Genomic DNA, 24,024 nt, shown 5'->3' on the forward strand with positions numbered 1-24,024 from the left:
GATGAATATCGGAATCACAGGAGGTGCCGGCTTCATTGGCGCCGCCCTCGCCCTCCGGCTCCAGCAGCATCATACCGTCCATGTCCTTGATGCCTTTACGGACTACTATGATGTCCAATTGAAAGAAGAACGGGCAGTTGCATTAAGACGTGCCGGCGTTACCGTGACGATAGGTGACGTTCATCACGATCTCGACACCTGGATGGAGACATCGTTCGACGCTGTCTTCCATCTCGCAGCTCTTCCAGGTGTTCCGCGTTCGCTCGAAGAACCGCATCACTATATTCGTGAGGACATCGATATGACGGTGACCTTGTTAGAAGCCGCAAAAAGACATGGCATGCCGCATGTCTTTTTCGCGTCTTCTTCTTCCGTTTATGGGGAACAGACCGGGCCGCTGAAAGAGGAACAGGCAACGGGACACGTCGCCAGTCCTTACGCGGCAGCCAAGTATAGTGCCGAAAGCTTTTGCCATGCTTATGCTCATTTATATGATGTAAACGTGACATTATTTCGCTTCTTTACGGTCTATGGTCCATCGGGGCGTCCCGATATGGCGCTGTTTCGATTCATCGAACAGGCATTGCGCGGAGAGGCACTCACCGTCTTCGGTGATCCGATCCGTGACTTCACGTATATCGATGACATCACCCGTGGAATGGAACAGGCGTTGCTGGCTCGTGCAGTCGGGACGTATAACCTCGGCGCGAATCAGCCGGTCTCCGTCCGCACGCTAGCTGAACGGATCGGTCAACGGTTTGATGTGCCCGTGCAAACTCAAACTGCACGACGTGGGGACGTGACGATGACATGGAGTGATACGACGGCTGCAAAAGAAGCATTCGGTTACCAACCGTCAATCGAGATTGATGTTGGACTGGAGCAGGTGATCGCGTGGCATCAAAACCGCTGATTCGAACGTTTCTGTATCTGACGCTTACCGGGCTTGTCATCTTTTTACTGCTCCGTTTTTTCTTGGAGTTACCGGTCTCGTATCGGTACATTGAAGCTTTATTCAAGAGTCCCTGGACGATCCTTGCGACCTTGACGTATGCGATCGCCTTTTATTTACGCGCGGTCGCCTGGCGCCGCGCCGATGCCAAACGTGCACCGACTGCTGTATACCTGTCGAGCCTGTATCTCGGACTGACGATCAATCATCTCTCACCGGTCAAACTGGGAGAGATGATCCGACTCGTGACGGCGAGAGCCGTCGGAAGTCCATGGAAACAGACGAGCGCGATCTTCGTCTTACAACGAAGTATTGACTTGATCGTTCTGTGTACCTTCATTCTGATCGGTTGGTTGTTTCACCCAATCGTCTTGCTCGTCGCGCTCCTTGCGACCGCGTTATTGCTCGTGTTACGCCGACATGTCCCGCATCTCCCATCGCTCGTTCTGTTCGGAACGCTCGCTTGGGCCGTCGAGGCACTCGCCGTCTTCCTCCTCTTGCACGGAGCAGGTATCGATGTGTCCTTCCCGACGACATTGATCGCCATGAGTGCCGGTGTCCTGTCCGGTGTGATCCAGTTCACGCTGGGTGGACTCGGTACGTACGAACTCGCGATGGGTACAGTGTTACGGCAAGCCGGTGTTGCCCATGCGTACGACGTTGCCTTGATGACGCACTTCTTTAAATATGCCTTTGCTTTTCTTATTCCGCTGTACGTTTTAACGCGGCATCCGGCTACGCTTCGGTTGTTGGTTCGTCAGCTCAAATACACTGATTGGAAAGGAGGGAGACGATGAAAAGTGCTTCTCGCTTTGAAAAAGTCGCAGCACGCGCCTGGAACTTACTCAATGAAGGAAAACCCTTCACACCGATTTTTACGGTCGGCGTCTTCTTGACGTACGCCTTATGGACGCAGATGCCACTCGCAGAAGCTGGTCTTGGTTTCATCGTGACGCTTCCTTTATTTATCTTGCTTTGGCGTTATGACTTTCCGTTATTTTTACGAAATTACCTTTGGATCCCGGTGATCGTTTGGCTGTTCCTTCGGGGTACGAATGCAGATTACTTACCTTTGTTCGCCTATGGCGCAGGTCTCTATTTCTTCTTTACGATTTTTTTCTGGGGAACGATCTATTATCATCTCCGGATCGGAACGCGCTGGACGAACTTCACGCGTTTTTGGAAACTCGTTCTGAAGAATAGTGATTCGACAAGTGGTAACGCGCAGGAGCAACTGCCTAAGGTTGCTCTGTTGCTCATGTACTGGTGGACGGCAAGTGACGCATCGACACTCGACATGACGTTCGTCTGGTTCCCAATTGGTCTATTCGTCTTTGCATGGATCCTACATCACTACCTGTTCGACTGGAAACCGAAGTTGCCAGAAGCATTAACGACGGACGCGACACTTCCGACTTCAGAAAAAGTCTATGTTCTGATTGTCGACGGGATGCGTAAAGATCGCTACATGGCAGCAAACACGCCGTTTCTCGAACGATTGCGTCAGGAAGGAACGGAATATACGAATATGGAGACTGTCTACCCTGCCCGGACTGTCGTCTGCTTCAGTTCGATGTTCACGGGTGCTCGCCCGGAAGATCACGGCATTCATTCGAACATGGTCTGGAACACGACCGGCGTTAAAACAGATACCGTCTTCGACCGTCTCCGTGCCGTCGATAAATCAGGAAAAATCCTTGGCATCGCACACCTTGTCGATGCGTTCGGTTCAACCGACGTACGGACCGTCACGGCGGTCATGCATAACGATGTCGCGGATCGAAATATCGTAGAACGTGCCAAACAAATCGTCCATGAAGAGGATCCGGATCTGCTCGCGATTCAGTTGATCGGAACGGATCAAACGGGACACAGTCGGGGCACCCTCTATTCCGAGTATGTCGAAAAAATCGAGGAAGCAGATGCATTACTCGCTGAATTTTGTGAGGAGCTCGATCGTCTCGGTAAACTCGAGGATGCGACACTCATCGTCATGGCAGATCACGGTCAAGCGGACGGAATCGGTGGACACGGTCACTTGGATGAAGGCGAACGGTTCGTTCCGTTCTGGATGTATGGTAAGAACGTTCATGCTGGTCTGAAAGTGGATACGCACCGCCATATCTTGTCACTCGGACCGACGATCACAAAAGTCCTAGGGGCAGACATCCCGCACGATAGCCGTGGTGTGCTGTTGACAGAAGCGTTCAAGGAGGCGAAGTCTAAATGAAGATCATCGTCTTTTTACCGGCCCACAATGAGGAAGTGTCGCTCCCGCTCGTCTTAAAACGAATTCCGGACATGATTGACGGCATTCCCGTCGAGATCCTCGTCATCGACGATGGCTCAGTGGATACGACGAGTACGATCGCGCGTCAACACGGCGCACATGTCTATCGGTTCGAGCAGAATCAAGGACTCGGCGCTGCAGTCCGGGAAGGACTCCGCCAGTCCTACGAACTCGGCGCTGATGTTGCTGTCATGATTGATGCCGATAACGAATATCCGGCCGATCAAATTCCGGATATCGTCCGACCGATCTTACACGATCAAGCCGACTACGTATTCGGTTCCCGCTTCCTCGGTACCGTAGACGGGATGCGGCTCTATCGCTATATCGGTAATCATGTCTTCACGTGGTTGCAATGCCTTTTATTGAAACGTAAAATCCATGATGGTCAAAGTGGAATGCGTGCTTTTTCACGCGCAGCGTGTCACCATGCTGAGATCATTCACGATTATAACTATGCCCAAGTCTTAACTCTCAATCTCGTCCGAAAAGGCTTCCGCCTTCACGAAGTCCCGATCCGTTATCGGGTCCGGGAAGCAGGAAAGTCTTTTATCCGTCTGAATTATGTCCAACGTGTCCTCCCAGCGATTTACCGGGAGTGGCGACGACCGATCACACAGCTTAGCGTTGAAGAACGCATGGAACGAAAGGAGCACCTCGGATGAAACGCCTTCTCTTGCTACCGCTCCTCCTACTCTCACTGTTCGTGAGCACTTCCACGGTTTCTGCTTATAGTTACGGAGACCCAGGAAAGGAAGCTTTTGCGGAAGCGTATAAACAATTTGAAGAACAACTCGATGCCAAGGATTATGCGCTTGCGAAAGAGACGCTTGCCGCCTATGATAAAGAATTCAAACTGTATTTCCCTGAAGCGAAAGCGAAGATCGACACGGCTCTCGAACAAGAAGATGCCGAGGCTGCAAAGCAAGCGTATCGTGTCGCTCTCCGTCAAAATATCGAACGTCGCCTGCACTTTGCTGAAGAGCAGTTCGAGGACTTCGGTCAAGCGAAACTCTTACTCGCGAAAGCCCGTGGCACGTATGATGTGCTCGCACCTTACGTAAAGGAAAGCAAGGATGCACAAACATCCGATGACGTGTATACTGCATTTGATGAATCATTAAAGGCACTCGGAAATCCTGGTCTGTTTGGGGTCGGGAAAAAAGCGAGTGATGAAGAATCCTTCAAGAAAAACATTACGATGATCGAAGATACGTTGACGCCTCTTTTCGTCCTGCCGGGTGAAGAAAAAACAGGCGTCTTCACGGAAGAAGACTCCTTCCTCGGTCAAACGTTCGGAACGGACGCGATTTGGAAATTGATTGCGCTCGGACTCGTCGTTGTACTCATCGTCATCGTCGTCATTGGTCAATGGAAGAAGAAACGCCGCTCATAAGGAGGAAGACAGATGGATTTTCAAGCGTTTTTGATTACACTTCGGGAGTGTCTCGAGGCTGTTCTCATCGTTGGGTTGATCTTAGGTTATCTCGATCGATTGAACGCTCCACAATATAAAAAGTGGGTCTACGCAGGTGTCGGGTTGGCACTTCTCGCTAGCCTTGGTGTCGCGTTCCTGTTCCAAGTCGTCTTTACGAGTTTTGCGAGCTTCGGAAGCGATACGTATCTCCGTCTCGGCATCATGATGGTCTCCGTCCTGCTCTTGACACACATGGTCCTCTGGATGGGGAAGGAAGCGAAAGAGAATCAAAAAGCCTCCCAAGCGAAGGTCGCCGCTGCCGTCTCGACGGGTAGTGCCATCACGATGATCATCCACTCCTTCCTCGTCATCGTTCGAGAAGGAATTGAGACAGTCTTCTTCTTCGCTGCCATCTCAGGTGGGGAAATCGAAAAAGTCCTGACGAGTTACGGTGCGGTTTCCGGTCTGTTACTCGCCTTGATCTTCGGATACTTATTCGTTTCCGGCTCAATGAAGATTCCCGTCAAACGCTTCTTCCAAGTAACGGGCGTATTGATTCTCTTCATCGCAGCCGGCATGCTCGTCCAAACGATCGGACGCTTCCAAGATCTTGGTTTGCTCGGTAGTCTCTTGATGAATGCTGACGGCACACCAGCTGCTGTGTATAACATCGTCGGCTTCATGCCGGAGCACTACATCGATCAGGTGCAATACTTGCGCGATACCGGGAATTCGACGTTGATCAGTGGACAGATCGGAACGTTCATGGGCGCGATGTTCGGATACAGCCATAACCCATCGCTCGAACAAGTCGTCGCTTGGTGGGGCTATTTCGCCTTTGCTGGTTGGATGTTGCTCCGTCAAAACAAACCATCGAAGTCATCGAAGTCCTTACAGGAGGTTTCTTGACCGTCCGAAGCGATCGTTCACGTCCGCGTGGACGATCGCTTTTTTGGATCACGTTGCTATTCATCGGTGGCTGGATCAGTTTGCGGATTGCCTACGTCAGTCCATTCATCGCGAGCTACGATATCGCGAACTTCACGCTCGCTGTGACTGATTATGATTTGGCTGATTTACGCCCGCATTTTCCGGGTTATCCTTTTTTCATCTTATTTGCCAATCTGTTTCTGCCACTGATGATACCTGTCAAAGCACTTGGACTCGTCTCCACATTAGGACTGGCAAGTGCCCTCTTGCCACTCTATTGGCTGTTCCGCCGTCATGCGTATGATACGACGCGGCTGATCGCTACCTTTACCGTTCTCTCCACTGCCTCACTCGTGACGTTCGCTGCAACCGGGATGTCAGATGGACTCGCCCTCGGACTACTCGTCTGGTACGGCTGGAGCATCGAACGCGCCCGACATCAGATTCGTCGCTGGCTTCCGTATCTTCTGTTCGGTTTACTGATGGCGACTCGACTGTCCTATGCGCCGTTTGGTTTTATGTTGCTTGTCTTGCTGTGGCAAGTACGAAAGGATTACTGGCAACTCTTATCCGAATGTGCGCTCCTTGTTCTGGCGCAACTGGCTTGGTTGCTCCCGGTCGCCTTTTCCGTCGGTGGACCCTATTCGTTTCTTCAACTGTCACTCCGTTTCGTCAGCGGTCATTTTTCCGATTGGGGTGGTTCTGCTCAGACCGATGATGCATCCATCCTCCAACGATTCGTTCAAACACTTCAGCAACTCTTCTGGCATGGGATCGGTTATGGCACGTGGATTGGACTAGTGTCTGGACTGCTGCTGTTTTTACGGAAACGTTGGACAGTCGATGTCGCTTGGGGAGCGACGGCTGGACTCTATTTCGTCTGGGTCTGGCTCGGACAAAACATCGATAAACCCCGTCATGTCTTACCGCTTGTCCTATTGCTACTCATCTGGTTGATCCGTCAGCTTCCGTTACAGATGTATCTACCATTTTTAGTCGTTCAGTTGACGATCGGTAGCCTCGCGTTGAACGATCAAGCCACGCGTCCCCCGGCGACGATTGAACTGGCGCGTTACGTAGCGACTCTTCCAATCGGCGCGACAGTCTTTACCGACGAGGAAGCTCGCCAATTCCAGTCCGAACGACCGGATGCCGCGATCGTTCCGATCGGATCAATCAGTAAATGGAACGCAGAACCAAAATCCGATCAGAGTTACGTGACCGGTCGATTGCTCGAGCGCTTCCACGCTCAAGGCGTGCGACCAAACGTCAAACAAATCGTTCGCTTCACGAGTGATGCCCGCTACGAACCGGAAGACGCGCAAGCGATGCTGTATCAACTAACGCCTTGATGACACAACTGCATGCATACGAAAAACCATGTCGATTCCCGAATGACACCGTGGGGATCGACATGGTTTTTTTCATTGCTGCGTATCGTAACGACGTTCCATATAATCAAAGGTACCGCCGCTAATTTCAATCGTCCGAATCGGTTCGAAGCCGAGACGACGATACAGTCGCTGTGCCCCGGCATTCGTTTGATCAGCGTTTAAGGTGAACGCTTGTAGTCCTCGTTTTTCCCCTTCTTCCGCTGCTGCCTGCAATAGTTCTGTTCCAATTCCTTTTCCACCATGACGCGCGTCAACCGATAAAGTATCCAGGTAATAGACTGGACCTTCCGTCTCGACATCAATCTGGACATCGCGACCCGTCCAGCGCTTCAGTTGTGCTTTGATCGGTTCGTCGAGTTGTTCCGCATCCGTCCCGGCATACGCAATGACGATTCCCGCTACTTCACCCTCGATGATTTTCACGAGGATGTTCTCATGGCTCAGTCGGTTTCCTGTTTCAGCGACAAAGTACGCGAGTCTCTCTAAAACTTCCTCCCGCTTTGTCGTTCCCGTCAATGTCTCAGCAATCTCATGAATCGCTTGCTCAATCAACGGGGCAATCTGTTGTGCTTCAGAAGCATATGCTTGTCGAATCATCTAGTCGTTCTCCTTTGAATTTTTCTAATCAATAAACCTGAAAAATCGGACTCGACGATGTCGAATCCGATACATGATTTTTTTAGACATTCATCCGTTTCACTGCGTGACTTTTTGAACGACAGGTACCGGTACGATGACAGGCTCCCGTGTCATGACAGCAACGACACGTCCAGCGATTGCTACAGCCAGTAACGTATATAACGTTAAACTGAGCGGCAGATAGACGAGTGAGATGATTAACACGATGGCATCGAGTCCGAACAAGATTGTTCCGATCGATAGACCTGTCAGTTTGCTGAGTCCCATCGATAGCAAATCGTCTCCACCTGTTGCCGCTCCACTTTTCAAAACAAGTCCGAGACCATATCCGGTCACGATTCCGCTAGCAATCGCTGCGATGAGCGTCGCTGGCCAAGCTTGTTCTGGAAAGTGGAACAAATCAAGTCGGTGCCACATTTCATAAAAGACTGATAACGCACCTGCTGAAAGTAACGCTTCACTGACAAAGCGTTTTCCTTTGAAATACAAAGCACCAATGAAAAATGGAATATCGAGCACGATCATCGAAATTGAAGGATTGATATCAAAAAAGTATCGACCTAGCAACGATAATCCGATGAAGCCGCCTTCTGCTAATCCGAACTGTTCATTCAATGTGTAGTAACCAAACGCCATGATGAGCGTTCCGGTTAAGATGGTTGCGATTCGTTTCATGTTTTATTGTCCTCTCCCGTTTACATCGTGGGAGAGGTTTTATACGTCCCGTTTGGGTATTCATCTATTTTCGCTCTCCCTGATTTTTATAAGCCATTACCGTCTGTTCGTTATGACCGGTACTGCTAAAAATCAGGTAAGCTGAATAGATGATTGGTCCTCTCGGTATCCATCGGTTTCCACCCCTTCATTAAAAATCTACTTTCATTATAACCCGAATTTCAGTAACTAAAACAGTTTTACGCATTCTTCACATAATCCAAACAGTTTTGCTCACTCATTCACAATTTAGACAAGATTATGCTCAATATTGAACAAACTACTTGAAAACGATCTTGTGAAGGATTACACTAAGTATATCAAATGAATGTGATATTTATCACAAACAAAACACAAAGGAGACTTTACCCATGAAAGTAGCAGTCATCGGATGTACACACGCAGGAACAGCAGCAGTCAAAGAACTCGCTTCACAACAAGACGTCGAGATCACCGTTTATGAGCGGAATGACAATGTATCGTTTCTCTCTTGTGGAATCGCGCTTCACGTCGGTGGTGTCGTCAAACATGCGGAATCACTTTTCTACTCATCACCAAGTGAACTCGCTGAACTCGGCGCTAAGATGCGTCTGAAACATGATGTGCTTGAAATCGATAGTGAACGCCAAACGATCGTTGCGAAAAACCTCATGACTGGTGAAGTCGTTCACGATACGTACGATAAACTCATCATGACGACAGGATCATGGCCAATCATTCCGATGCTTCCTGGCATCGAGTTGAATCAAATCGAGCTTTGTAAAAACTATCACCACGCTCAAACAATCATTGAAAAAGCGACAGATGCACAACGGATCACCGTCGTTGGTGCAGGATATATCGGTGCTGAACTCGTCGAAGCGTTTGAAGCATACGGAAAAGACGTCACGTTCATCGACAGTGCGGATCGCATTCTCAACAAATACCTCGACCGCTCATTCACTGACGTCATCGAACGTGAATTGACAGACCGCGGTATTCGCCTCGAACTCGGACAAACCGTCCAAAGCTTCAAAGGAGAAAACGGTGCTGTGACACACGTCGTGACAGACAAAGGAACGTTCGAAACGGATCTCGTCATTCTCTGTGTCGGTTTCCGCCCAAGTACGGAACTCTTAAAAGGTCAAGTCGACATGCTACCGAACGGTGCCATCATCGTTGACGATTACATGCGGACGAGCAACCCGAACATCTTTGCTGCTGGTGACAGCTGTGCTGTCTATTACAATCCAGCTCGGACACATGCCTATATCCCGCTTGCAACAAATGCTGTCCGGATGGGAACATTGATCGGTAAAAACTTACGCGCACCAAAGATTCGTTACCAAGGAACACAAGGCACATCAGGTCTTCGCCTATATGATCTGAACATTGCGTCGACTGGTTTGACAGAAGAAGCGGCACCCTTGTTCGGACTTGAAGTGAGCAGCACGACGGTCACAGATGCGTATCGCCCAGAGTTCATGCCAACAGCAGAAGACGTCCAATTGAAACTCGTCTTCGAGACGGAAACTCATCGTGTCGTCGGTGCACAAATCATCTCGAAAGTGGATTTGACACAAGCGATGAACACACTTTCTGTCGCGATTCAAAATGATATGACACTTGAAGAGCTCGCTTTCGTCGACTTCTTCTTCCAACCGCACTACAACAAACCGTGGAACTTGCTGAACCAAGCAGCTCTACAAGCGATGAACGAGCGCCAATCTGCTCGTGTCTAAGCGCATTACACGATAAATCAAACAAGCAACGGATCACCGTTGCTTGTTTTCGTTTATTCTCATTCATTTTTCATATACTTCTTGCCAGTCATGATACGGCATCGTGCCATTCACTGTTTCCATGTCAAAGCGTAACGGTGCGATCAATTCGAGCGAATTGCCATCTGGATCCTCGAAGTAGATTGCTGCGTGCGCATGTGGATGGTTATCAAGAACAAGCGGTTGATCAGCTGCCGTTACACCAAAGGCGGATCGAACGGTAATGCCTCTCTCCTTTAACCAGTCCTGTGCTTTATCGATATTTTCTTGCTCCATTCGAAACGCTACATGTCGAATCGACGGATGATACGGTAACTCGACTTGACCGGCTTTCCATAGTCCTAACCAACTCTTACCGTGTTCGATCCAAAAGAAAGCGACGCGTTCATTTCGGAACGCACATGCAAGACCCAATTTTTCGTAAAAGACAATCGATCGTTCGAGTTCTTTGACCGGTAAATGGGCTTCATACAGTCCAGCAATCATCTTCTTCACACTCCTCTTTTTCTAGTGTAAACCATCAATTTCCAAATTTACTACCATCAGAAACGTTTAATCCGACCTGTTGAGGGAACATACAACCTATACCAAAACCAACTTTCAGGAGGAATGTTTACATGGCTGCATCGAAAAATCCGTTAACACAATACTTCAATGACGATTTTCCAAAACAATATCAGGACGCACCAGCGGTTCAAGCAAAAATGGAACCTGTTCCCGATTGTGGAGAAGAGAGTTACAAAGGCTCCGGCAAATTGATCGGCAAAAAAGCACTGATTACGGGTGGCGACTCCGGCATCGGCCGAGCAGCAGCAATCGCCTACGCTCGTGAAGGAGCCGATATCGTGCTCAACTACTTACCGGAAGAACAACAGGATGCGGAAGAGGTCAGAGCACTCGTTGAAGCAGCGGGACAAAAAGCATATCTCTTACCTGGTGATTTAAGTGATGAAGCGTTCTGTGGACAACTCGTCAAAGAAGCACACGAATCGCTCGGTGGACTCGATATTTTGGCACTTGTCGCAGGTAAACAACAAGCTGTCGAAGACATTCTCGACCTGTCGACGGAGCAATTACGAAAAACATACGAAATCAATGTCTTCTCCCTCTTCTGGGTCGTCAAAGCAGCCTTGCCACTCTTGAAGGAAGGGGCTTCGATCATCACGACGACATCCGTTCAAGGATACAACCCAAGCGCGAACCTCTTGGATTATGCATCGACGAAGTTTGCCATCAACGGGTTCACGCGTGGACTCGCTAAACAAGTCGCGCCAAAAGGAATCCGTGTCAACTCCGTCGCACCTGGTCCGATTTGGACACCGCTTCAAATCTCGGGTGGTCAACCGAGCGAGAATATTCCAGAGTTCGGACAGGAAACACCACTGAAACGCAGTGGTCAACCGGTCGAACTGTCGGATGTGTATGTCTTCCTCGCTTCAGACGCTGCGAGCTATGTCACGGCGCAAATCTATGGTGTCACAGGCGGAATCGAATTGGCATAAGGATTGAATCTCGACAGGGTAGCTTCGGCTATCCTGTTTTTGCGTGTCTTAACGGGATATCAGTTGCATCACGAGGTACCATTTAGTCTAATGAGAGTAATAACGATGAAGGAGTGAATCAGATGACTGAAAAAGAAAAAATGATTCAAGGGGAACTCTACTTAGCACAAGATCCGGAACTCGTGGCTGACCGCATCCGGGCACAATCACTCTGCTATGAGTTCAATCAATTGAGTGTCCATGATAGGGCTAAACGGAAGGCACTTCTTCAGCAATTATTCCGGACAGAGCAAGCCGACTTTTACATTGAACCGACGTTTAAATGTGATTATGGCTACAACATTACGTTAGGGGCTCGCTTTTATGCCAATTATGACTGTGTCTTGCTCGATATTTGCCCGATTACGATTGGTGACAACTGCATGTTTGCTCCAGGAGTACATATCTATACTGCGACCCATCCACTCGATCCTGTCGAGCGCAACAGCGGTTATGAATTCGGAAAACCGGTCGTCATCGGAAATAACGTCTGGATCGGTGGACGCGCGGTCATCAATCCCGGTGTGACGATCGGAGATAATGCTGTCATCGCCTCAGGAAGTGTCGTTGTCAAGGATGTACCGGCAAACAGCGTCGTCGGTGGAAATCCCGCCCGAATCATTAAAACAATCTAATTCTCATCAAATTCTAATCTGTTCCTCAGCTTCCTTTCACGTGGTCTGGTTATTCTATGTATAAGAACAACAGCCACTACTAAAGGAGGACATCATCATGACTGAAAAACGAACAGATAAAGGGAATAAACGCTTCAAAAAAGGAATCGCTACACTTGCCGTAACGGGTACAGTATTAACAGGAGCCGGCGCGTTCCTACTCTTCACAGGTCCGGGACACTCTCTCGTCAACTCGACGGTCACCACTTCACAGCAGGCAGAGCAAAAAGTCGAAGCTGCTTCGCGCCAAGTCGAACAAAAACTTCCTGCTTCCATGCGTGACGATCAGGAAATCGAAGGTACATTACAGAAACTATCGGATCGTTCGATGACGATCGATGTCAACGGTGACACTCAGACGTATGATTTTGCTTCGTCAGTCGAACGCGAAGCCGTACAAGAAGGCGATTGGGTCAAAATCGATTTGAATGCAAATCAGCAAATCACGGAACTTGAGCGAGAAGATCAAGATGATCGGAATGACCGAGAGGACGATGGCAATCGCTCAGATGATTCATCGGATGATGCGAATGAACGGTACGGCATCCTTCGTGCCCTATCACAAAGTGAATTGACACTCGAACAAGATGGACAAGAGACAGTCTACGCGATTGCGGATCGTGCGGAACGCGACGCTGCGAAATCGGGGGATATCGTGAAAATCGAATTGAATGCAGACGGTCAAGTTCGTGAGCTTGATCGGGAAGATGACAACGAAGATCGTAATGCTACACGCGACGAAGACCGTGACGATGCACGGGAACAAGAAGTCCGCGGCACGCTCGCTAAAATAACGAATCAAGAGATCGTCATCGAACAGAATGGTGCGCAAAAATCGTACTCTCGTGCATCGAACATGGAGCAAGATGATGACGTCCGAGTCGGTGGTTCCGTTAAACTTGAGTTAAACGCGTCAGACGAAGTGACAGAAATCGATGAATGATCATTAAAGGAGGATGTTTATGCCAACCACCATCTTAATCGTTGAGGACGATGCGAAAATTGCACGTCTCCTTGAACTCGAACTCCAATATGCCGGGTACGCGACACGTGTCGCCCCCAACGGAAAAGATGGTCTCGCTGCCGCTGAGCATTCGGTTGATCTCGTCTTACTCGACGTGATGATGCCGGAGCTGAGCGGCTTCGAGGTGTTGCGCAGGCTCCGTGGGAAAGGCATTCACGTCCCCGTCATTATGCTCACAGCACGTGGGGAAGTCTACGATAAGGTCGCAGGACTCGATCTTGGTGCGAATGATTATGTGACGAAACCGTTTGAGATGGAGGAACTCCTTGCCCGGATCCGGGCGTTACTACGTACTCCGACTTCAACGAATAACGCATCGCGCACATTACAGTTCGCCGATCTTATACTCGACCTTGATCGACACGAAGCATTTCGCGATGAATTACGACTCGATTTGACACCACGTGAGTTCGAACTTTTGACGTATTTACTGGAAAACAAGGAACATGTCCTGACACGCGAACAAATCTTAAATCGCGTCTGGGGATACGATTACTTCGGTGAGACGAATATCGTCGACGTCTACATCCGTTATCTTCGAAAAAAAGTCGATGCCCATCCTCCTGCTTTGATCCAGACCGTTCGTGGAGTTGGGTATGTGCTACGGGAGGCGACTCCATGAAGCTTCGAACGAAACTTGCTTTATCCGTCACCGCCTTTACGACACTCTTGTTACTCCTTTCGTTCATCGTCGTCACCCTTGTCGTTCGAAGTCACCTGATTGAATCCCGCTATACTCAGCTTGAACAGGCAGAGGAATTGATGGAGGATGATTCATCGGTCCGGGCATTGCTGACGCTTCATGAAGATTCCGTCGTCTTATCGAACGAAGATGGACGATGGGTCATTTCAAACGATGAAGATGGTGATGACTCTTCTACCGTTAACGGAGACGTACAAGCGAGTGACCTCCCCGGTATTCCGCGTTCGAATGATCCATTCAAGTCTGGCGATTGGTTCGGTATCGTCCATCAGGATCAAGCTTATTTGTTCGAAGATGAGAGCGTCGATGATACGGTCTCGACACTCGTCTTGACCTTCACCATCGTGTTGGTCGTTGGCATCGTCATCGCGTTCATCAGTAGCTTCTGGATTGCGTATCAGACGCTCCGCCCGCTCAGGCAACTGAATGATACGATGCAACGGATTTCGTCTTCCGGTACGCTTGAGACCGTGCAGACCGAACGCGATGATGAGATCGGTCGCCTCGGTCGCGTCTTCAACCAGATGATTGGTCGTGTCGATCAGACGATGGAACAACAACGGCAGTTCGTCGCCGATGTCTCACATGAGATGAAGACACCATTGACGGTCATCGAGGGCTATACCCAATTGTTAAAACGATGGGGCAAAACGAAGCCGGACGTCCTCGATGAATCGATTGAACACATCTTGCAGGAGACGCACGCGATGCGGACGACATTGATTGAACCCATGCTCGAATTGTCGCGTCTCGGTTATGAGGAAACGTCTGTCGAAGCGATCGACTTAGCGGAACTTGGTAGCGAACTCGCTGATCGGATGTATCATGCGACAGGAACGATCATCCCTGTTGATGCCTCTGGGACGATCCGGGCGAATCGCGAAGCGGTGTTACGCATCTTGACGATTTATATCGATAATGCCCTGAAGTATGCCACTTCACCCGAATTGCATCTTCGTCAAGAACGTCTGACTGTTCTTGACCGTGGAACATCTCTAACGGACGAAGAACGTGCCCGGTTATTCGATCGGTTTTACCGACTCGATACAGCACGCGACCGTTCAGGAAGTGGACTCGGATTGTCGATTGCTGCTGCGCTTGCAACGACACATCATTTTCAGGTCGGTAGTGAAGCGCGTCAGCCAGATGGTAGTTGTTTCTATCTAATTCCCGAGCAGTCTAAATGAAACTTTTTCTACATTTGTGTCGTACACTTAAGGATGAACGTCACATGATGAAAGAAGGAATTTCACGATGGCTAAAAAACGTTGGGGTGGGCTTGCTGTTGCCGGCGCCTTTCTCTTAACAAAAGGAAAGGTCATCCTTGCCTTATTGAAATTTTCGAAGTTTGGAGGCACTCTGATTTCGTTTGGAGTTTCGCTTCTCTTTTACGCTCAAGTATTTGGTGTCTGGTTCGGGGTCGGATTGCTTTATCTCCTATTCATTCATGAGATGGGACATCTACTCGCCGCTAAACGACTCGGTTTTAAAACGGGTCCTGCGATTTTCGTACCCTTCATGGGAGCTGTCATCGGGATCAAAGATACGTTCCGGACACCAAAACAAGAAGCGATTCTTGCGTACGGTGGACCACTCGCGGGTCTCTTGTCCCTGATTCCGCTTGCGATTGGATATGCCGTGACCGGAAATGACTTCTGGCTCGTCATCTTCCACCTCGGGGCTCTGTTGAATCTCTTCAACCTACTTCCTGTCAGTCCGCTTGACGGTGGACGGATTCTTGCGGGACTTCCGATCATCGTTTGGGTTGCGGGACTTGCTGCCTTAATTGCTTACGGTATCACGAACTTCAGCTTGATTCTGCTCTTGATCGCTTTCTTCGGCGGCAGTGCTGTCTGGAAACGGTATAAGTTCGCAAAACAATACGAAGAGAACCGGTCGACCTTGATGCTTTACCGTGCTGCACGCGAACGCGTCTTGCGCGCAAAAGCGGAGCAAGAACGTGCAAACGCTGAAGTCGCTCTTGCACCGGAAGTGGAGGAAGAACAAACGGTCGAAAGTACGTACGATCCGATTGCTTGGTCGCTTCGTCTCGATTTACAGGATTTGCGACAAGCGAGTCCGGAAGAGGCACGTCAGGAAGCCGACGATTTGTTACGGTATCAATATGATGCTGCGAACGACTACGATGCGTTGTTGCGTCGAATCGATCAGCGGATCGAACCGCTCCGACTCGCTGAAGAGTCAGTCCAGTATCACCAGATGCCGAAAAAACAACAAACGATCACGCTTCTCGCTTACTTGGCGCTCGGTGCCATTTTATTCATTGCTTTTGAGTACTCGAAAGGGTACTTGCCTACACCATCTTAAATTTAGTTCTATCGGATGTGCTTCATGGCGCATCCTTTTTTCATGGAACAAACACATTGACTAGAGTGATTTCTTGCATCTCGTCAAAGAAGCGACTACTCTGAGTAAAACCCTACTTACCACTTGTCTAAAAAAGGAGGCTCTCCTTCCATGAATAAAAACACTGCCCGCCTGGGTGAAGCACCTGTCAATCAGCTCTTACTTAGTCTCTCCTTACCGGCAATGGTCGGGATGCTCGTCACGGCACTCTACAATATCGTCGATACGATTTTTGTCGCCCAAGGCATCGGTACGGCTGCCGTCGCCGCCGTCGGAATCGCTTTCCCCGTCCAGCTCGTATTGATGGCAATCGCCAACTCGATCGGGATCGGGGGTGCTGCAATTGCATCACAACGGCTCGGTCAAAAACAAACGGATGGTGCTAGTCGTGCTTATGCAAACGTCTTGATCGCGGTTTTCTTCATCAGTATGCTCGCTATCATCAGTGCTTTCATCTTCGTCGAACCGTTACTTCGTCTCTTTGGAGCGACAGATGAGATCATGCCGTATAGTATCGATTTCTTACGCGTCCTCTTGATCGGATCACCTTTCTTCATGTTGACGATGGCGTCAAGTGCGATGCTCCGCGCAGAAGGACGTGCGAACTATCAGATGCGCGTCATGCTGACGACGGTTGCGATCAACATCGTCTTGACCCCCCTGTTCATCTTTGGTCTTGATTGGGGCATTCAAGGTGCTGCACTCGGAACAGTTGTTGCGCAAATCGTCGGTGCTGCACTTGTTTTCCGATTCTTCTTTACGAAACGTCGGCAAACGGGGTTAACACTCGATCGAAATGCTTTCAAACCCGATTTCCGTTTAACGTTTCGGATGATGCAAATCGGATCATCGTCGTTCATCATGCAGGTCTCCCAATCGATTCTGTTCATTACCGTCAACCATATGCTCGTCCGGTACGGGGGTACGACAGAACTAGCGACGTTTGCGGTCATCAATAAGTTCATGGCGCTCGTCGGTATGCCGATCATGGGGATCGTGCAAGGGATGCAACCAATCGTCGGGTATAATTTCGGTTCTCGGCAATTTAGCCGGATGTCTCTTGCCATCAAGTTGGCAATCCGTTATGGCTTATCGTTATCGATTAGCTTGTGGTTACTGATTCAATTGTTCCCTCGTTTTTGGGTCGGCTTGTTCACGGAAGAAGCGACACTTCTACAGGAAGGCTCGAGTGCGATGCGTATCTTATTCGCTCTATCGTTCGTCTACGGAATTCAAATGATTATCAACGGGATGTATCAATCGCTCGCTAAAGCAAAAGTCGCTTTATTCTTGTCCTTGTCACGCCAAACGTTATATACGATTCCACTCGTTCTGATCTTGCCCCTGTTCTTCGGTGTCAAGGGTGTCTGGTTCGCTTTCCCGATCGCTGATGCGATGGCTGTCTTGACAGCCCTTGTCTTCGCTTATAAAGATCGCGTTCTGTTATTTAAACCGGAGGAATACGTCGCAGAGGAACAAAAAGTCGCCACCGCGAAGTGACTGGAATGGATTTAAGATCGTCTGCCTTGCAGATGGTCTTTTTTGATGGACTTCTATAATACGAACATGTATTCTGTTACTAGTGAATGACAGAAAGGAGCCTGTTGCATGTATACATTAGCGATTGACTTTGAAACGGCAAATCGGAATAGCCGAAGCATTTGTGCGTTTGGTTGGTCCGTTCTCTCCAACGGTCGCGTCACGGAGAGTAAACAGGTCTTAATCAATCCAGAAGAGAACTTCGATGCCGGAAACATCCGGGTTCATGGAATTCGTCCGAGTGATGTCTTCGATGCACCGACGTTACCTGAAGCGATGGAAGCACATGGCTTATACGATTTAATCGCAGGTGCTCAACTGGTCGTTGCCCATAATGCATCATTTGATATGGGGGCGCTTCAGAAAGCGATTCAAAAATACGATATGTACCAGATGCCCGCTTTCACGTACGGCTGCACGGTCAAATTATCCCGCAAACTGTATCCATGGTTGCCGAACCATCGATTGAATACGATGGCAGAATTCCTCAACGTCTCTTTTCAACATCATGACGCGAAAGAAGATGCCTACGTCTGCGCCCTACTCTTAAACGATATGTTGGAACGAACGAATCTACAGGATCCGGTCACCTTGCATACGTTCTGTGGCGTTCGGATGGGACAGGTTGCCTATTAAACAAAAAAGCACTCTAGACACGGGATCTAAAGTGTTTTCAGATTGTAGCTTCAAAAAATGACGCGTCTTTTCACGCCCTTTCCTCAGGCGAGACACAAGCCAGTTTTCCCGCTCCATTCGAGCAGGAAAACGGGTCTCGTTTGTCTCTGACAGCGCAAAATTGCGCTTTTTCCTGTAGGAGTGGCGTGTAACGCGTCATTCTTTTGATACCTGGAAGAAAGATCAGAGAAGCGTTTTGTTCACTCGACATCGCTTCCTAGTGAAAAACAAGCAAGAGCGACCCTGCAGCGAAGCGGTGCGATGCTTGTCCCAGGAAAACGATTCGAGACGAACAAAAAAAGTGCAATCCTTCTCGTTAGAGAACAATTGCACTTTGTCTTCAGTCTCAAAGCACTCTAGACATGAGATCTAGAGTGCTTTTTGATGGTGTTCAATTATTTGCTTGTTTGTTTGATCGGGAACCAGCCTGGACGACTTGTGATGCCTGCCCATAATGCATCTGGAACGACGAGTTCTGCTTGTGCCTCTGGATCAAGTTCTGTCCGGATTGACGCAAGGTCACCTGCTTCAACTTTCTCAACCCATTTCGGTTCCATGATCAGTTCACGACCGAGGGCGATCATTGGAACGACAGCCAAACCTTGTTCGACTTCGTCCGCTGTGTGAAGCGATCCGACACCGATGACAGGTACTTGTTCGCCAACCCGTTCTTGAACGAGTGTGATTGGTGATGTCGTTTCATTTTCGTCACGAATCGAACCTGCGAAGAAGTCCATCACTGAAACGTGCAAGTAATCGAGATCTTTTTTCGCCAGCTCATCGACGAGACGCATCGTGTCATCGAGTGTGATTCCTGGATTTTCGATCTCTTCTGGAGAGAAACGGTATCCGACGATGAACGAAGGATCCTGTTTCGCGACAGCTTCGACTGCATCTACGACTGCTAATGGGAAGGCGAGACGTTTTTCTAAGCTACCGCCCCATTTATCATCGCGGCGGTTTGAGTGTGGTGAGAAGAATTGTTGGATCAAGTACGTGTTCGCACCGTGAATCTCAACACCATCAAATCCAGCTTCCATCGCACGACGTGTCGCTTGACCGAATGCTTCAATGATTGCTTCAACTTCTTCCGCCTCTAGTGCACGAGGTGTCATTGCCCCTTCACGTACAGGTGCGACAGCACTTGCACTAACTGTTTGTCCACCGACGAGTTCTGGTGGTGCCATACGACCAGCGTGGAAGATTTGTAAGATCGCTTTTGCGCCTTTATCTTGAATCGTTTTTGCGAGTCGCTTCAGACTTGGAACGAGATCGTCACGATGCGCACCGAATTCATTCGGGAATCCTTGACCGTCTGCTGTGACATTCGCACACGATGTAATGACCGCACTGACGCCACCTGAACGTTCTGCGTAGTACGCGAGTTCCGCATCCGATACTTCGCCGTTCTCTTGTGCTGCATAGTTTGTCATTGGTGCCATCAAGACGCGGTTTTTCAGCGTCACACCGTTTGGTAATGTAAATGGTTCAAACATTGCTTGAGTTGCCATGAGTGAAGTGCCTCCTCTAATTTCTTGAACTGAATATCGACAGTATACGCTCGTCTTCCTTCGAATAGCTACTGATGTGCTTACGCGATGTGTCACTTGCGAATTGCTTTACGACGTCCACCCGGCCACCACCAGTTCCAGTGACCAAATAGCTTCATCAATGCGGGAACGAGCAGCATCCGGACAATCGTGGCATCAATAAAAATCGCAAGTGCGATACCGACGCCCAGTTGTTTGATTGGACTGACGCCCGTGAAGGCAAACGCCCCAGTGACGACGATCATGATCAAGGCTGCAGACGTAATGATCTTACTCGTTTTCGCAAGACCCATCTCGGTCGCGTAATCGTTATCGCCTGTCTCGTCATAATATTCTTCCATTCGCGAGACGAGGAACACTTCATAATCCATCGATAAACCAAAGACGAGTGAGAAGATGAAGACCGGTGTCAGAATACCAATCGTCTCCTGCGGAAGAACTGCGCCGGACTCGAACAAGATGACTAGTAATCCGAATGTTGCCCCTAGGCTAAGCAAATTCATCAGAATTGCCTTGATGGGAATCAAGATGGATCGGAACGCAATCAGCAGGATGATGAACGTTGCCAAAACGACGACACCGACTGCCAGTGGGAGTTTTGATTCGATGGCGTCATAAATTTCTTGATTGAAGGCTGCCGGTCCCCCGACAAGATAACCGTCCGCTTGCATGTTTCGCACCCAGTCTTGCGAAGCAGCATCCCCCGGATCCCCTTTTAAATTGACGCCGATCCGTGCTTGATCGTTCTCTGACAGAAACGGCTTCAGTGCATCGCGTCCGGCGGGAACCGCGAGTAACTGTTCGAGCGGAATCTGTTGCTGTTCGGCAATCGTTGCGGCGGATACGACGGAACGCACCTTCGGATCTGACTCGAGTCGAATCGTCACGTCTTCGATTTTTTCTCGTCCCACCTCTGACGCAGGATCGGCAGACAAGATGAGGACGGCATCTGTTCCATCGTTTCCAAATGTTTTTTCCCACGACTCAAAAGCGAGACGCGATGGATACGACTCTGGTAAAGCAGTCGCTTGCGGAATGTTCAACGTCAAGTCACGTAACGGCAATAAACAAGGCAAAAGAAGTAATAAAGATAGAATCGTGACTGCGACCGGCCGATTCATGACGAAACGAGCGAGGCGCCGCCAACGATCTTCACTACGACCGGCTCGTTGCCGGAAGAGTCGCCCTTTCTCTAGCACCGTCCCGAAGACGATCAATAGTGCCGGCAGCAGTGTCAACGCACTGATGACTGCCCCGAGGACCGAGACGAGCGTCCCGATCGCAACAGCACGGAAGACATCCACATCAATCAATAACAATCCAGCGAGTCCGACGAAGACACAGATTCCGGAAAATAAAATCGAACGTCCTGCCGTCTCGACCGAACGGATTGCTGCTTTCCGAATATCTTGTCCGTCCTGCCGTTCTTCGCGAAATCGATTGACGTATAACAACGAAAAATCAATTCCGAGCGCAAGCGAAATCATCGCGACCGCATTCAAGACGAAGATTGATAACTCTTGTTGTCCGGCAACGAAATACAGAACACCGGCACCAAAGATAAAAGTAACGAGACCCATGATCAACGGCAAAATCGCCGCAACCGGTGTACCAAAAACGAGTAGCAAGACGATCAATGCTGCCGGAATTCCAATCAACTCAGCCCGGATGAGGTCATTTTTGGACGCTGTATTCAAATCATCGACGACGACCGGTTCACCGGTCAGTCGAATTGTTCCAGTGTCATCCAGTTGACGCGTGACCGCAGCTGCCCATTTCGCATCAAGTGTCGGTACACCGACCGTCACGTATCCTTTATCGTCACGAATTGCTCGCGGATTTTCGACGGGACCAATGACGTTTCCGACGCCATTAATATCACGGAAGCGCTCGACATGTTGCACCATCGTTTGTTGTAGATTCTCTTGATTTTCAAATAGGACGATGATCGTATGCGGATCCTGACCGAAGTCTTGATCGAGTACGGTCTCGACGCGTTGAAAGTCCCCGTCACGTGTAAATCCGTTTCCTTCAAGCCGATCGGGTAATTGATAGGCGAAATACCCAAGCACGACGAGCAGGATCGCCCAAACGATCAACACTCCTCGAAAATACGTACTCATCAGATGACCAAGCCGTTCCATGATGCGTCCCCTTTCTGTATAAAACGTACAAAAAACATCCTTCTTGCTGAAAAGCGAAAAGGATGTTTCATTACGTCTTTTGGAAAATTTGAACCCATGTGTTGCCGAATGTCGCCGATGTCGATACGATCGCAAGACGTCGCGCCTCTTCATCGAGCAACACACTTTTGAGTAAAACAGAGGAATGACATCCCTCGAACTTATATTTCAGCTGACTCTTCTCATACAAGTAAAAGCGAGATGAATCGGTGATCGAAAACAATTGGTGACGGTGGTCAACGAGCGAGTACTCCGCATAATCCGAAAAAGGAATGATCGATTCCTGGTTCGTCGCGGCATCCCAAATCACATACCGTTCTTGTAGATCATCATAGGAGATGATCGTCGTAGGTGCGATGAATCGTTCGAACGTCAATCGTGTATCATATCCTCGCTCAACTAAGCGTCCGAACAGCGGTGCTTCTCCATAGTTTGAGTACCGCCAGTCCCCTGTTTGAACGTTCACACAGATGACGTCTGTTTCTGCCGTGTACAGGAAAATCTCATCGTCTTGCCACAAGAATAAATTACTGAACCATGCTTCGGAAAAAGCAGCGGGTCGCGCGATATAATCTAAATGCCCTTGCTCTAAATCCAATAAACCAAAATAAGCTGACTCTTCAAATACGATGAACAATCGTCCACCGCCTGGCTCAATGTACCAGGAGAATGGAACATACGCACATGCTGTTTCCCATAGTGGTCTTAAATCCGCATCACATTTCATAAATCCGTGGCGATCTCGAAAAAGAAGCAAATCCTCCCCGATTCGATCGAACAGTGAGACGGATTCATGGAGTAACAGCTCTGCAGCAGGTTTATACATATGCATCACTTCCTACTTCATACGGTATCAACCTTCTCGGTTTCTCGCTACTATTGATGCGCTCGGCTTGCACCTCCTGTTATACTAACTTCATGGAAAAAGGAGGACGAACACGATGAAACCTTTACAATTATCAGCAGAGACGGCTGTCGAACTCGCAAAACGTCTGAACGTACCACTTGAGCAGTTAATGCATATGCCACGCCATATCCTGATTCAAAAGCTCGTTGAACTCGAGCAGGAACAAGCGAAAACGGAATCTGATTCGTCTAGCGAATCAGATTCTTAAGTAAAAAGCCTCTCTTCTATATGATGGAAGGAGGCTTTAATCTTCGTTTAGGATTGTGGATGATAATCTGATTTCCCGTAGCGGAAGACATTGATGATCGCTTTCCCATCGCTCGGATAACCATTAGGGTGATCGATCGGGAAGAGTGAGAAAAAGACGAAATAAAATGAGAAATATGCAAATTGGTAGGTAAAGATCGATGCCTCGAATACACCGGCATAAATGAGACCGTTCACGACTAAGATACTCACCAAGTTTGCGATCGATCCGCCAGCATAAACGAGTATGTTAGCGAATTTCGACTCATTGCGTAATGCCTCATATTGACACCAGCCATCCCAGAAATAGATACGATTCAAGCGGATTGGACCGACACGAAGCAACGATTTTCCTGACCCAATATTGATTTCCATGTTTCCACCGAATAATCGGGCAAAAAAGTAATGCCCCATCTCATGAATCAATGTCACGATAGGCAAAAGTAAAAAGAACGATAAAAAGAATTTCCATAAATCACCGAAACCGAACATACTACGTACACCCTCTCACTTTAAAAC

The 24,024-nt window shown here is 49.0% G+C and carries 24 protein-coding genes; 17 read left to right on the forward strand and 7 right to left on the reverse strand.

What is annotated here, in order from left to right:
• Nucleotide 1: 1 nt before the first annotated feature.
• The 7 genes from ESP131_RS01105 to ESP131_RS01135 are packed head-to-tail and all read left to right on the forward strand — an operon-like array spanning nt 2 to nt 6,941.
• Nucleotides 2-913, forward strand: a complete 912-nt coding sequence (locus ESP131_RS01105) for an NAD-dependent epimerase/dehydratase family protein (protein WP_069940072.1) — start codon at nt 2-4, stop codon at nt 911-913.
• Nucleotides 895-1,749, forward strand: coding sequence for a lysylphosphatidylglycerol synthase domain-containing protein (locus ESP131_RS01110; RefSeq protein ID WP_069940073.1), 855 nt, complete (start codon nt 895-897; stop codon nt 1,747-1,749). The genes ESP131_RS01105 and ESP131_RS01110 overlap by 19 nt, the downstream gene beginning before the upstream one ends.
• Nucleotides 1,746-3,182, forward strand: coding sequence for an alkaline phosphatase family protein (locus ESP131_RS01115; protein WP_069940074.1), 1,437 nt, complete (start codon nt 1,746-1,748; stop codon nt 3,180-3,182). The genes ESP131_RS01110 and ESP131_RS01115 overlap by 4 nt, the downstream gene beginning before the upstream one ends.
• On the forward strand, nt 3,179-3,907 hold the full coding sequence (locus ESP131_RS01120) for a glycosyltransferase family 2 protein (protein ID WP_029342863.1): 729 nt from the start codon (nt 3,179-3,181) through the stop codon (nt 3,905-3,907). Before ESP131_RS01115 ends, ESP131_RS01120 begins: the two co-directional genes overlap by 4 nt.
• Nucleotides 3,904-4,638 (forward strand): hypothetical protein, encoded by a 735-nt coding sequence (locus tag ESP131_RS01125; RefSeq protein WP_231925665.1) that lies wholly within the window; start codon nt 3,904-3,906, stop codon nt 4,636-4,638. Before ESP131_RS01120 ends, ESP131_RS01125 begins: the two co-directional genes overlap by 4 nt.
• A 12-nt stretch (nt 4,639-4,650) precedes the next feature.
• The gene (locus tag ESP131_RS01130; protein ID WP_029342865.1) at nt 4,651-5,568 is read left to right on the forward strand and encodes an FTR1 family iron permease; all 918 of its coding nucleotides are present in this window, start codon (nt 4,651-4,653) and stop codon (nt 5,566-5,568) included.
• Nucleotides 5,565-6,941, forward strand: coding sequence for a glycosyltransferase family protein (locus tag ESP131_RS01135; RefSeq protein WP_029342866.1), 1,377 nt, complete (start codon nt 5,565-5,567; stop codon nt 6,939-6,941). The genes ESP131_RS01130 and ESP131_RS01135 overlap by 4 nt, the downstream gene beginning before the upstream one ends.
• 72 nt (nt 6,942-7,013) lie before the next feature.
• Here ESP131_RS01135 and ESP131_RS01140 read toward each other — a convergent pair whose 3' ends face one another.
• Nucleotides 7,014-7,580 (reverse strand): GNAT family N-acetyltransferase, encoded by a 567-nt coding sequence (locus tag ESP131_RS01140; protein WP_029342867.1) that lies wholly within the window; start codon nt 7,578-7,580, stop codon nt 7,014-7,016.
• Between the two features lie 99 nt (nt 7,581-7,679).
• Nucleotides 7,680-8,297: a YitT family protein gene (locus ESP131_RS01145; RefSeq protein WP_029342868.1), complete on the reverse strand. Its 618-nt coding sequence runs from the start codon at nt 8,295-8,297 to the stop codon at nt 7,680-7,682.
• A gap of 410 nt (nt 8,298-8,707) precedes the next feature.
• Here ESP131_RS01145 and ESP131_RS01150 point away from each other — a divergent pair, with 410 nt between their 5' ends.
• Nucleotides 8,708-10,057 (forward strand): FAD-dependent oxidoreductase, encoded by a 1,350-nt coding sequence (locus ESP131_RS01150; RefSeq protein ID WP_029342869.1) that lies wholly within the window; start codon nt 8,708-8,710, stop codon nt 10,055-10,057.
• Nucleotides 10,058-10,120: 63 nt separating this feature from the next.
• On the opposite strand, the gene ESP131_RS01155 is transcribed toward ESP131_RS01150, so the two are convergent.
• Entirely contained in the window at nt 10,121-10,582 is a 462-nt protein-coding gene (locus ESP131_RS01155; protein ID WP_069940075.1) for a VOC family protein, read from the reverse strand.
• Nucleotides 10,583-10,713: 131 nt separating this feature from the next.
• Here ESP131_RS01155 and ESP131_RS01160 point away from each other — a divergent pair, with 131 nt between their 5' ends.
• From ESP131_RS01160 to ESP131_RS01195, 8 genes are all read left to right on the forward strand, one after another.
• Nucleotides 10,714-11,598 carry an SDR family oxidoreductase gene (locus ESP131_RS01160; protein WP_047390731.1) on the forward strand — a complete coding sequence of 295 codons (885 nt, stop codon included), beginning with the start codon at nt 10,714-10,716 and terminating at the stop codon, nt 11,596-11,598.
• A 122-nt stretch (nt 11,599-11,720) separates the two neighbouring features.
• Nucleotides 11,721-12,272: a maltose acetyltransferase domain-containing protein gene (locus ESP131_RS01165; protein WP_047390725.1), complete on the forward strand. Its 552-nt coding sequence runs from the start codon at nt 11,721-11,723 to the stop codon at nt 12,270-12,272.
• Nucleotides 12,273-12,369: 97 nt separating this feature from the next.
• Entirely contained in the window at nt 12,370-13,254 is an 885-nt protein-coding gene (locus ESP131_RS01170) for a hypothetical protein (protein ID WP_029342873.1), read from the forward strand.
• A 19-nt stretch (nt 13,255-13,273) separates the two neighbouring features.
• Nucleotides 13,274-13,957: a response regulator transcription factor gene (locus ESP131_RS01175; RefSeq protein ID WP_029342874.1), complete on the forward strand. Its 684-nt coding sequence runs from the start codon at nt 13,274-13,276 to the stop codon at nt 13,955-13,957.
• Nucleotides 13,954-15,225: a sensor histidine kinase gene (locus tag ESP131_RS01180; protein ID WP_029342875.1), complete on the forward strand. Its 1,272-nt coding sequence runs from the start codon at nt 13,954-13,956 to the stop codon at nt 15,223-15,225. The genes ESP131_RS01175 and ESP131_RS01180 overlap by 4 nt, the downstream gene beginning before the upstream one ends.
• Before the next feature lie 67 nt (nt 15,226-15,292).
• Complete coding sequence (locus tag ESP131_RS01185) at nt 15,293-16,366, forward strand: site-2 protease family protein (RefSeq protein ID WP_029342876.1); 1,074 nt, start codon at nt 15,293-15,295, stop codon at nt 16,364-16,366.
• Nucleotides 16,367-16,516: 150 nt separating this feature from the next.
• Nucleotides 16,517-17,905, forward strand: a complete 1,389-nt coding sequence (locus tag ESP131_RS01190) for an MATE family efflux transporter (protein ID WP_029342877.1) — start codon at nt 16,517-16,519, stop codon at nt 17,903-17,905.
• Nucleotides 17,906-18,013: 108 nt separating this feature from the next.
• Nucleotides 18,014-18,580: a 3'-5' exonuclease gene (locus ESP131_RS01195; RefSeq protein ID WP_053452136.1), complete on the forward strand. Its 567-nt coding sequence runs from the start codon at nt 18,014-18,016 to the stop codon at nt 18,578-18,580.
• 434 nt (nt 18,581-19,014) lie between these two features.
• On the opposite strand, the gene ESP131_RS01200 is transcribed toward ESP131_RS01195, so the two are convergent.
• From ESP131_RS01200 to ESP131_RS01210, 3 genes are all read right to left on the reverse strand, one after another.
• Nucleotides 19,015-20,130 carry an NADH-dependent flavin oxidoreductase gene (locus ESP131_RS01200; protein WP_069940076.1) on the reverse strand — a complete coding sequence of 372 codons (1,116 nt, stop codon included), beginning with the start codon at nt 20,128-20,130 and terminating at the stop codon, nt 19,015-19,017.
• Nucleotides 20,131-20,222: 92 nt separating this feature from the next.
• A complete protein-coding gene (locus tag ESP131_RS01205) occupies nt 20,223-22,313 on the reverse strand; it encodes an MMPL family transporter (protein WP_047390715.1) in 2,091 nt (696 codons plus the stop codon).
• A gap of 70 nt (nt 22,314-22,383) precedes the next feature.
• The gene (locus ESP131_RS01210; protein ID WP_081834749.1) at nt 22,384-23,178 is read right to left on the reverse strand and encodes a hypothetical protein; all 795 of its coding nucleotides are present in this window, start codon (nt 23,176-23,178) and stop codon (nt 22,384-22,386) included.
• Between the two features lie 115 nt (nt 23,179-23,293).
• On the opposite strand from ESP131_RS01210, the gene ESP131_RS01215 reads away from it, so the two are divergent.
• Nucleotides 23,294-23,467, forward strand: a complete 174-nt coding sequence (locus ESP131_RS01215) for a YycC family protein (RefSeq protein WP_069940077.1) — start codon at nt 23,294-23,296, stop codon at nt 23,465-23,467.
• A gap of 47 nt (nt 23,468-23,514) precedes the next feature.
• Here ESP131_RS01215 and ESP131_RS01220 read toward each other — a convergent pair whose 3' ends face one another.
• A complete protein-coding gene (locus tag ESP131_RS01220; protein ID WP_029342882.1) occupies nt 23,515-23,997 on the reverse strand; it encodes a site-2 protease family protein in 483 nt (160 codons plus the stop codon).
• Nucleotides 23,998-24,024: the final 27 nt, after the last annotated feature.

The organism is Exiguobacterium sp. U13-1, assembly GCF_001750115.1.
In the GTDB taxonomy this organism is placed as follows: Bacteria; Bacillota; Bacilli; order Exiguobacteriales; family Exiguobacteriaceae; genus Exiguobacterium_A; species Exiguobacterium_A acetylicum.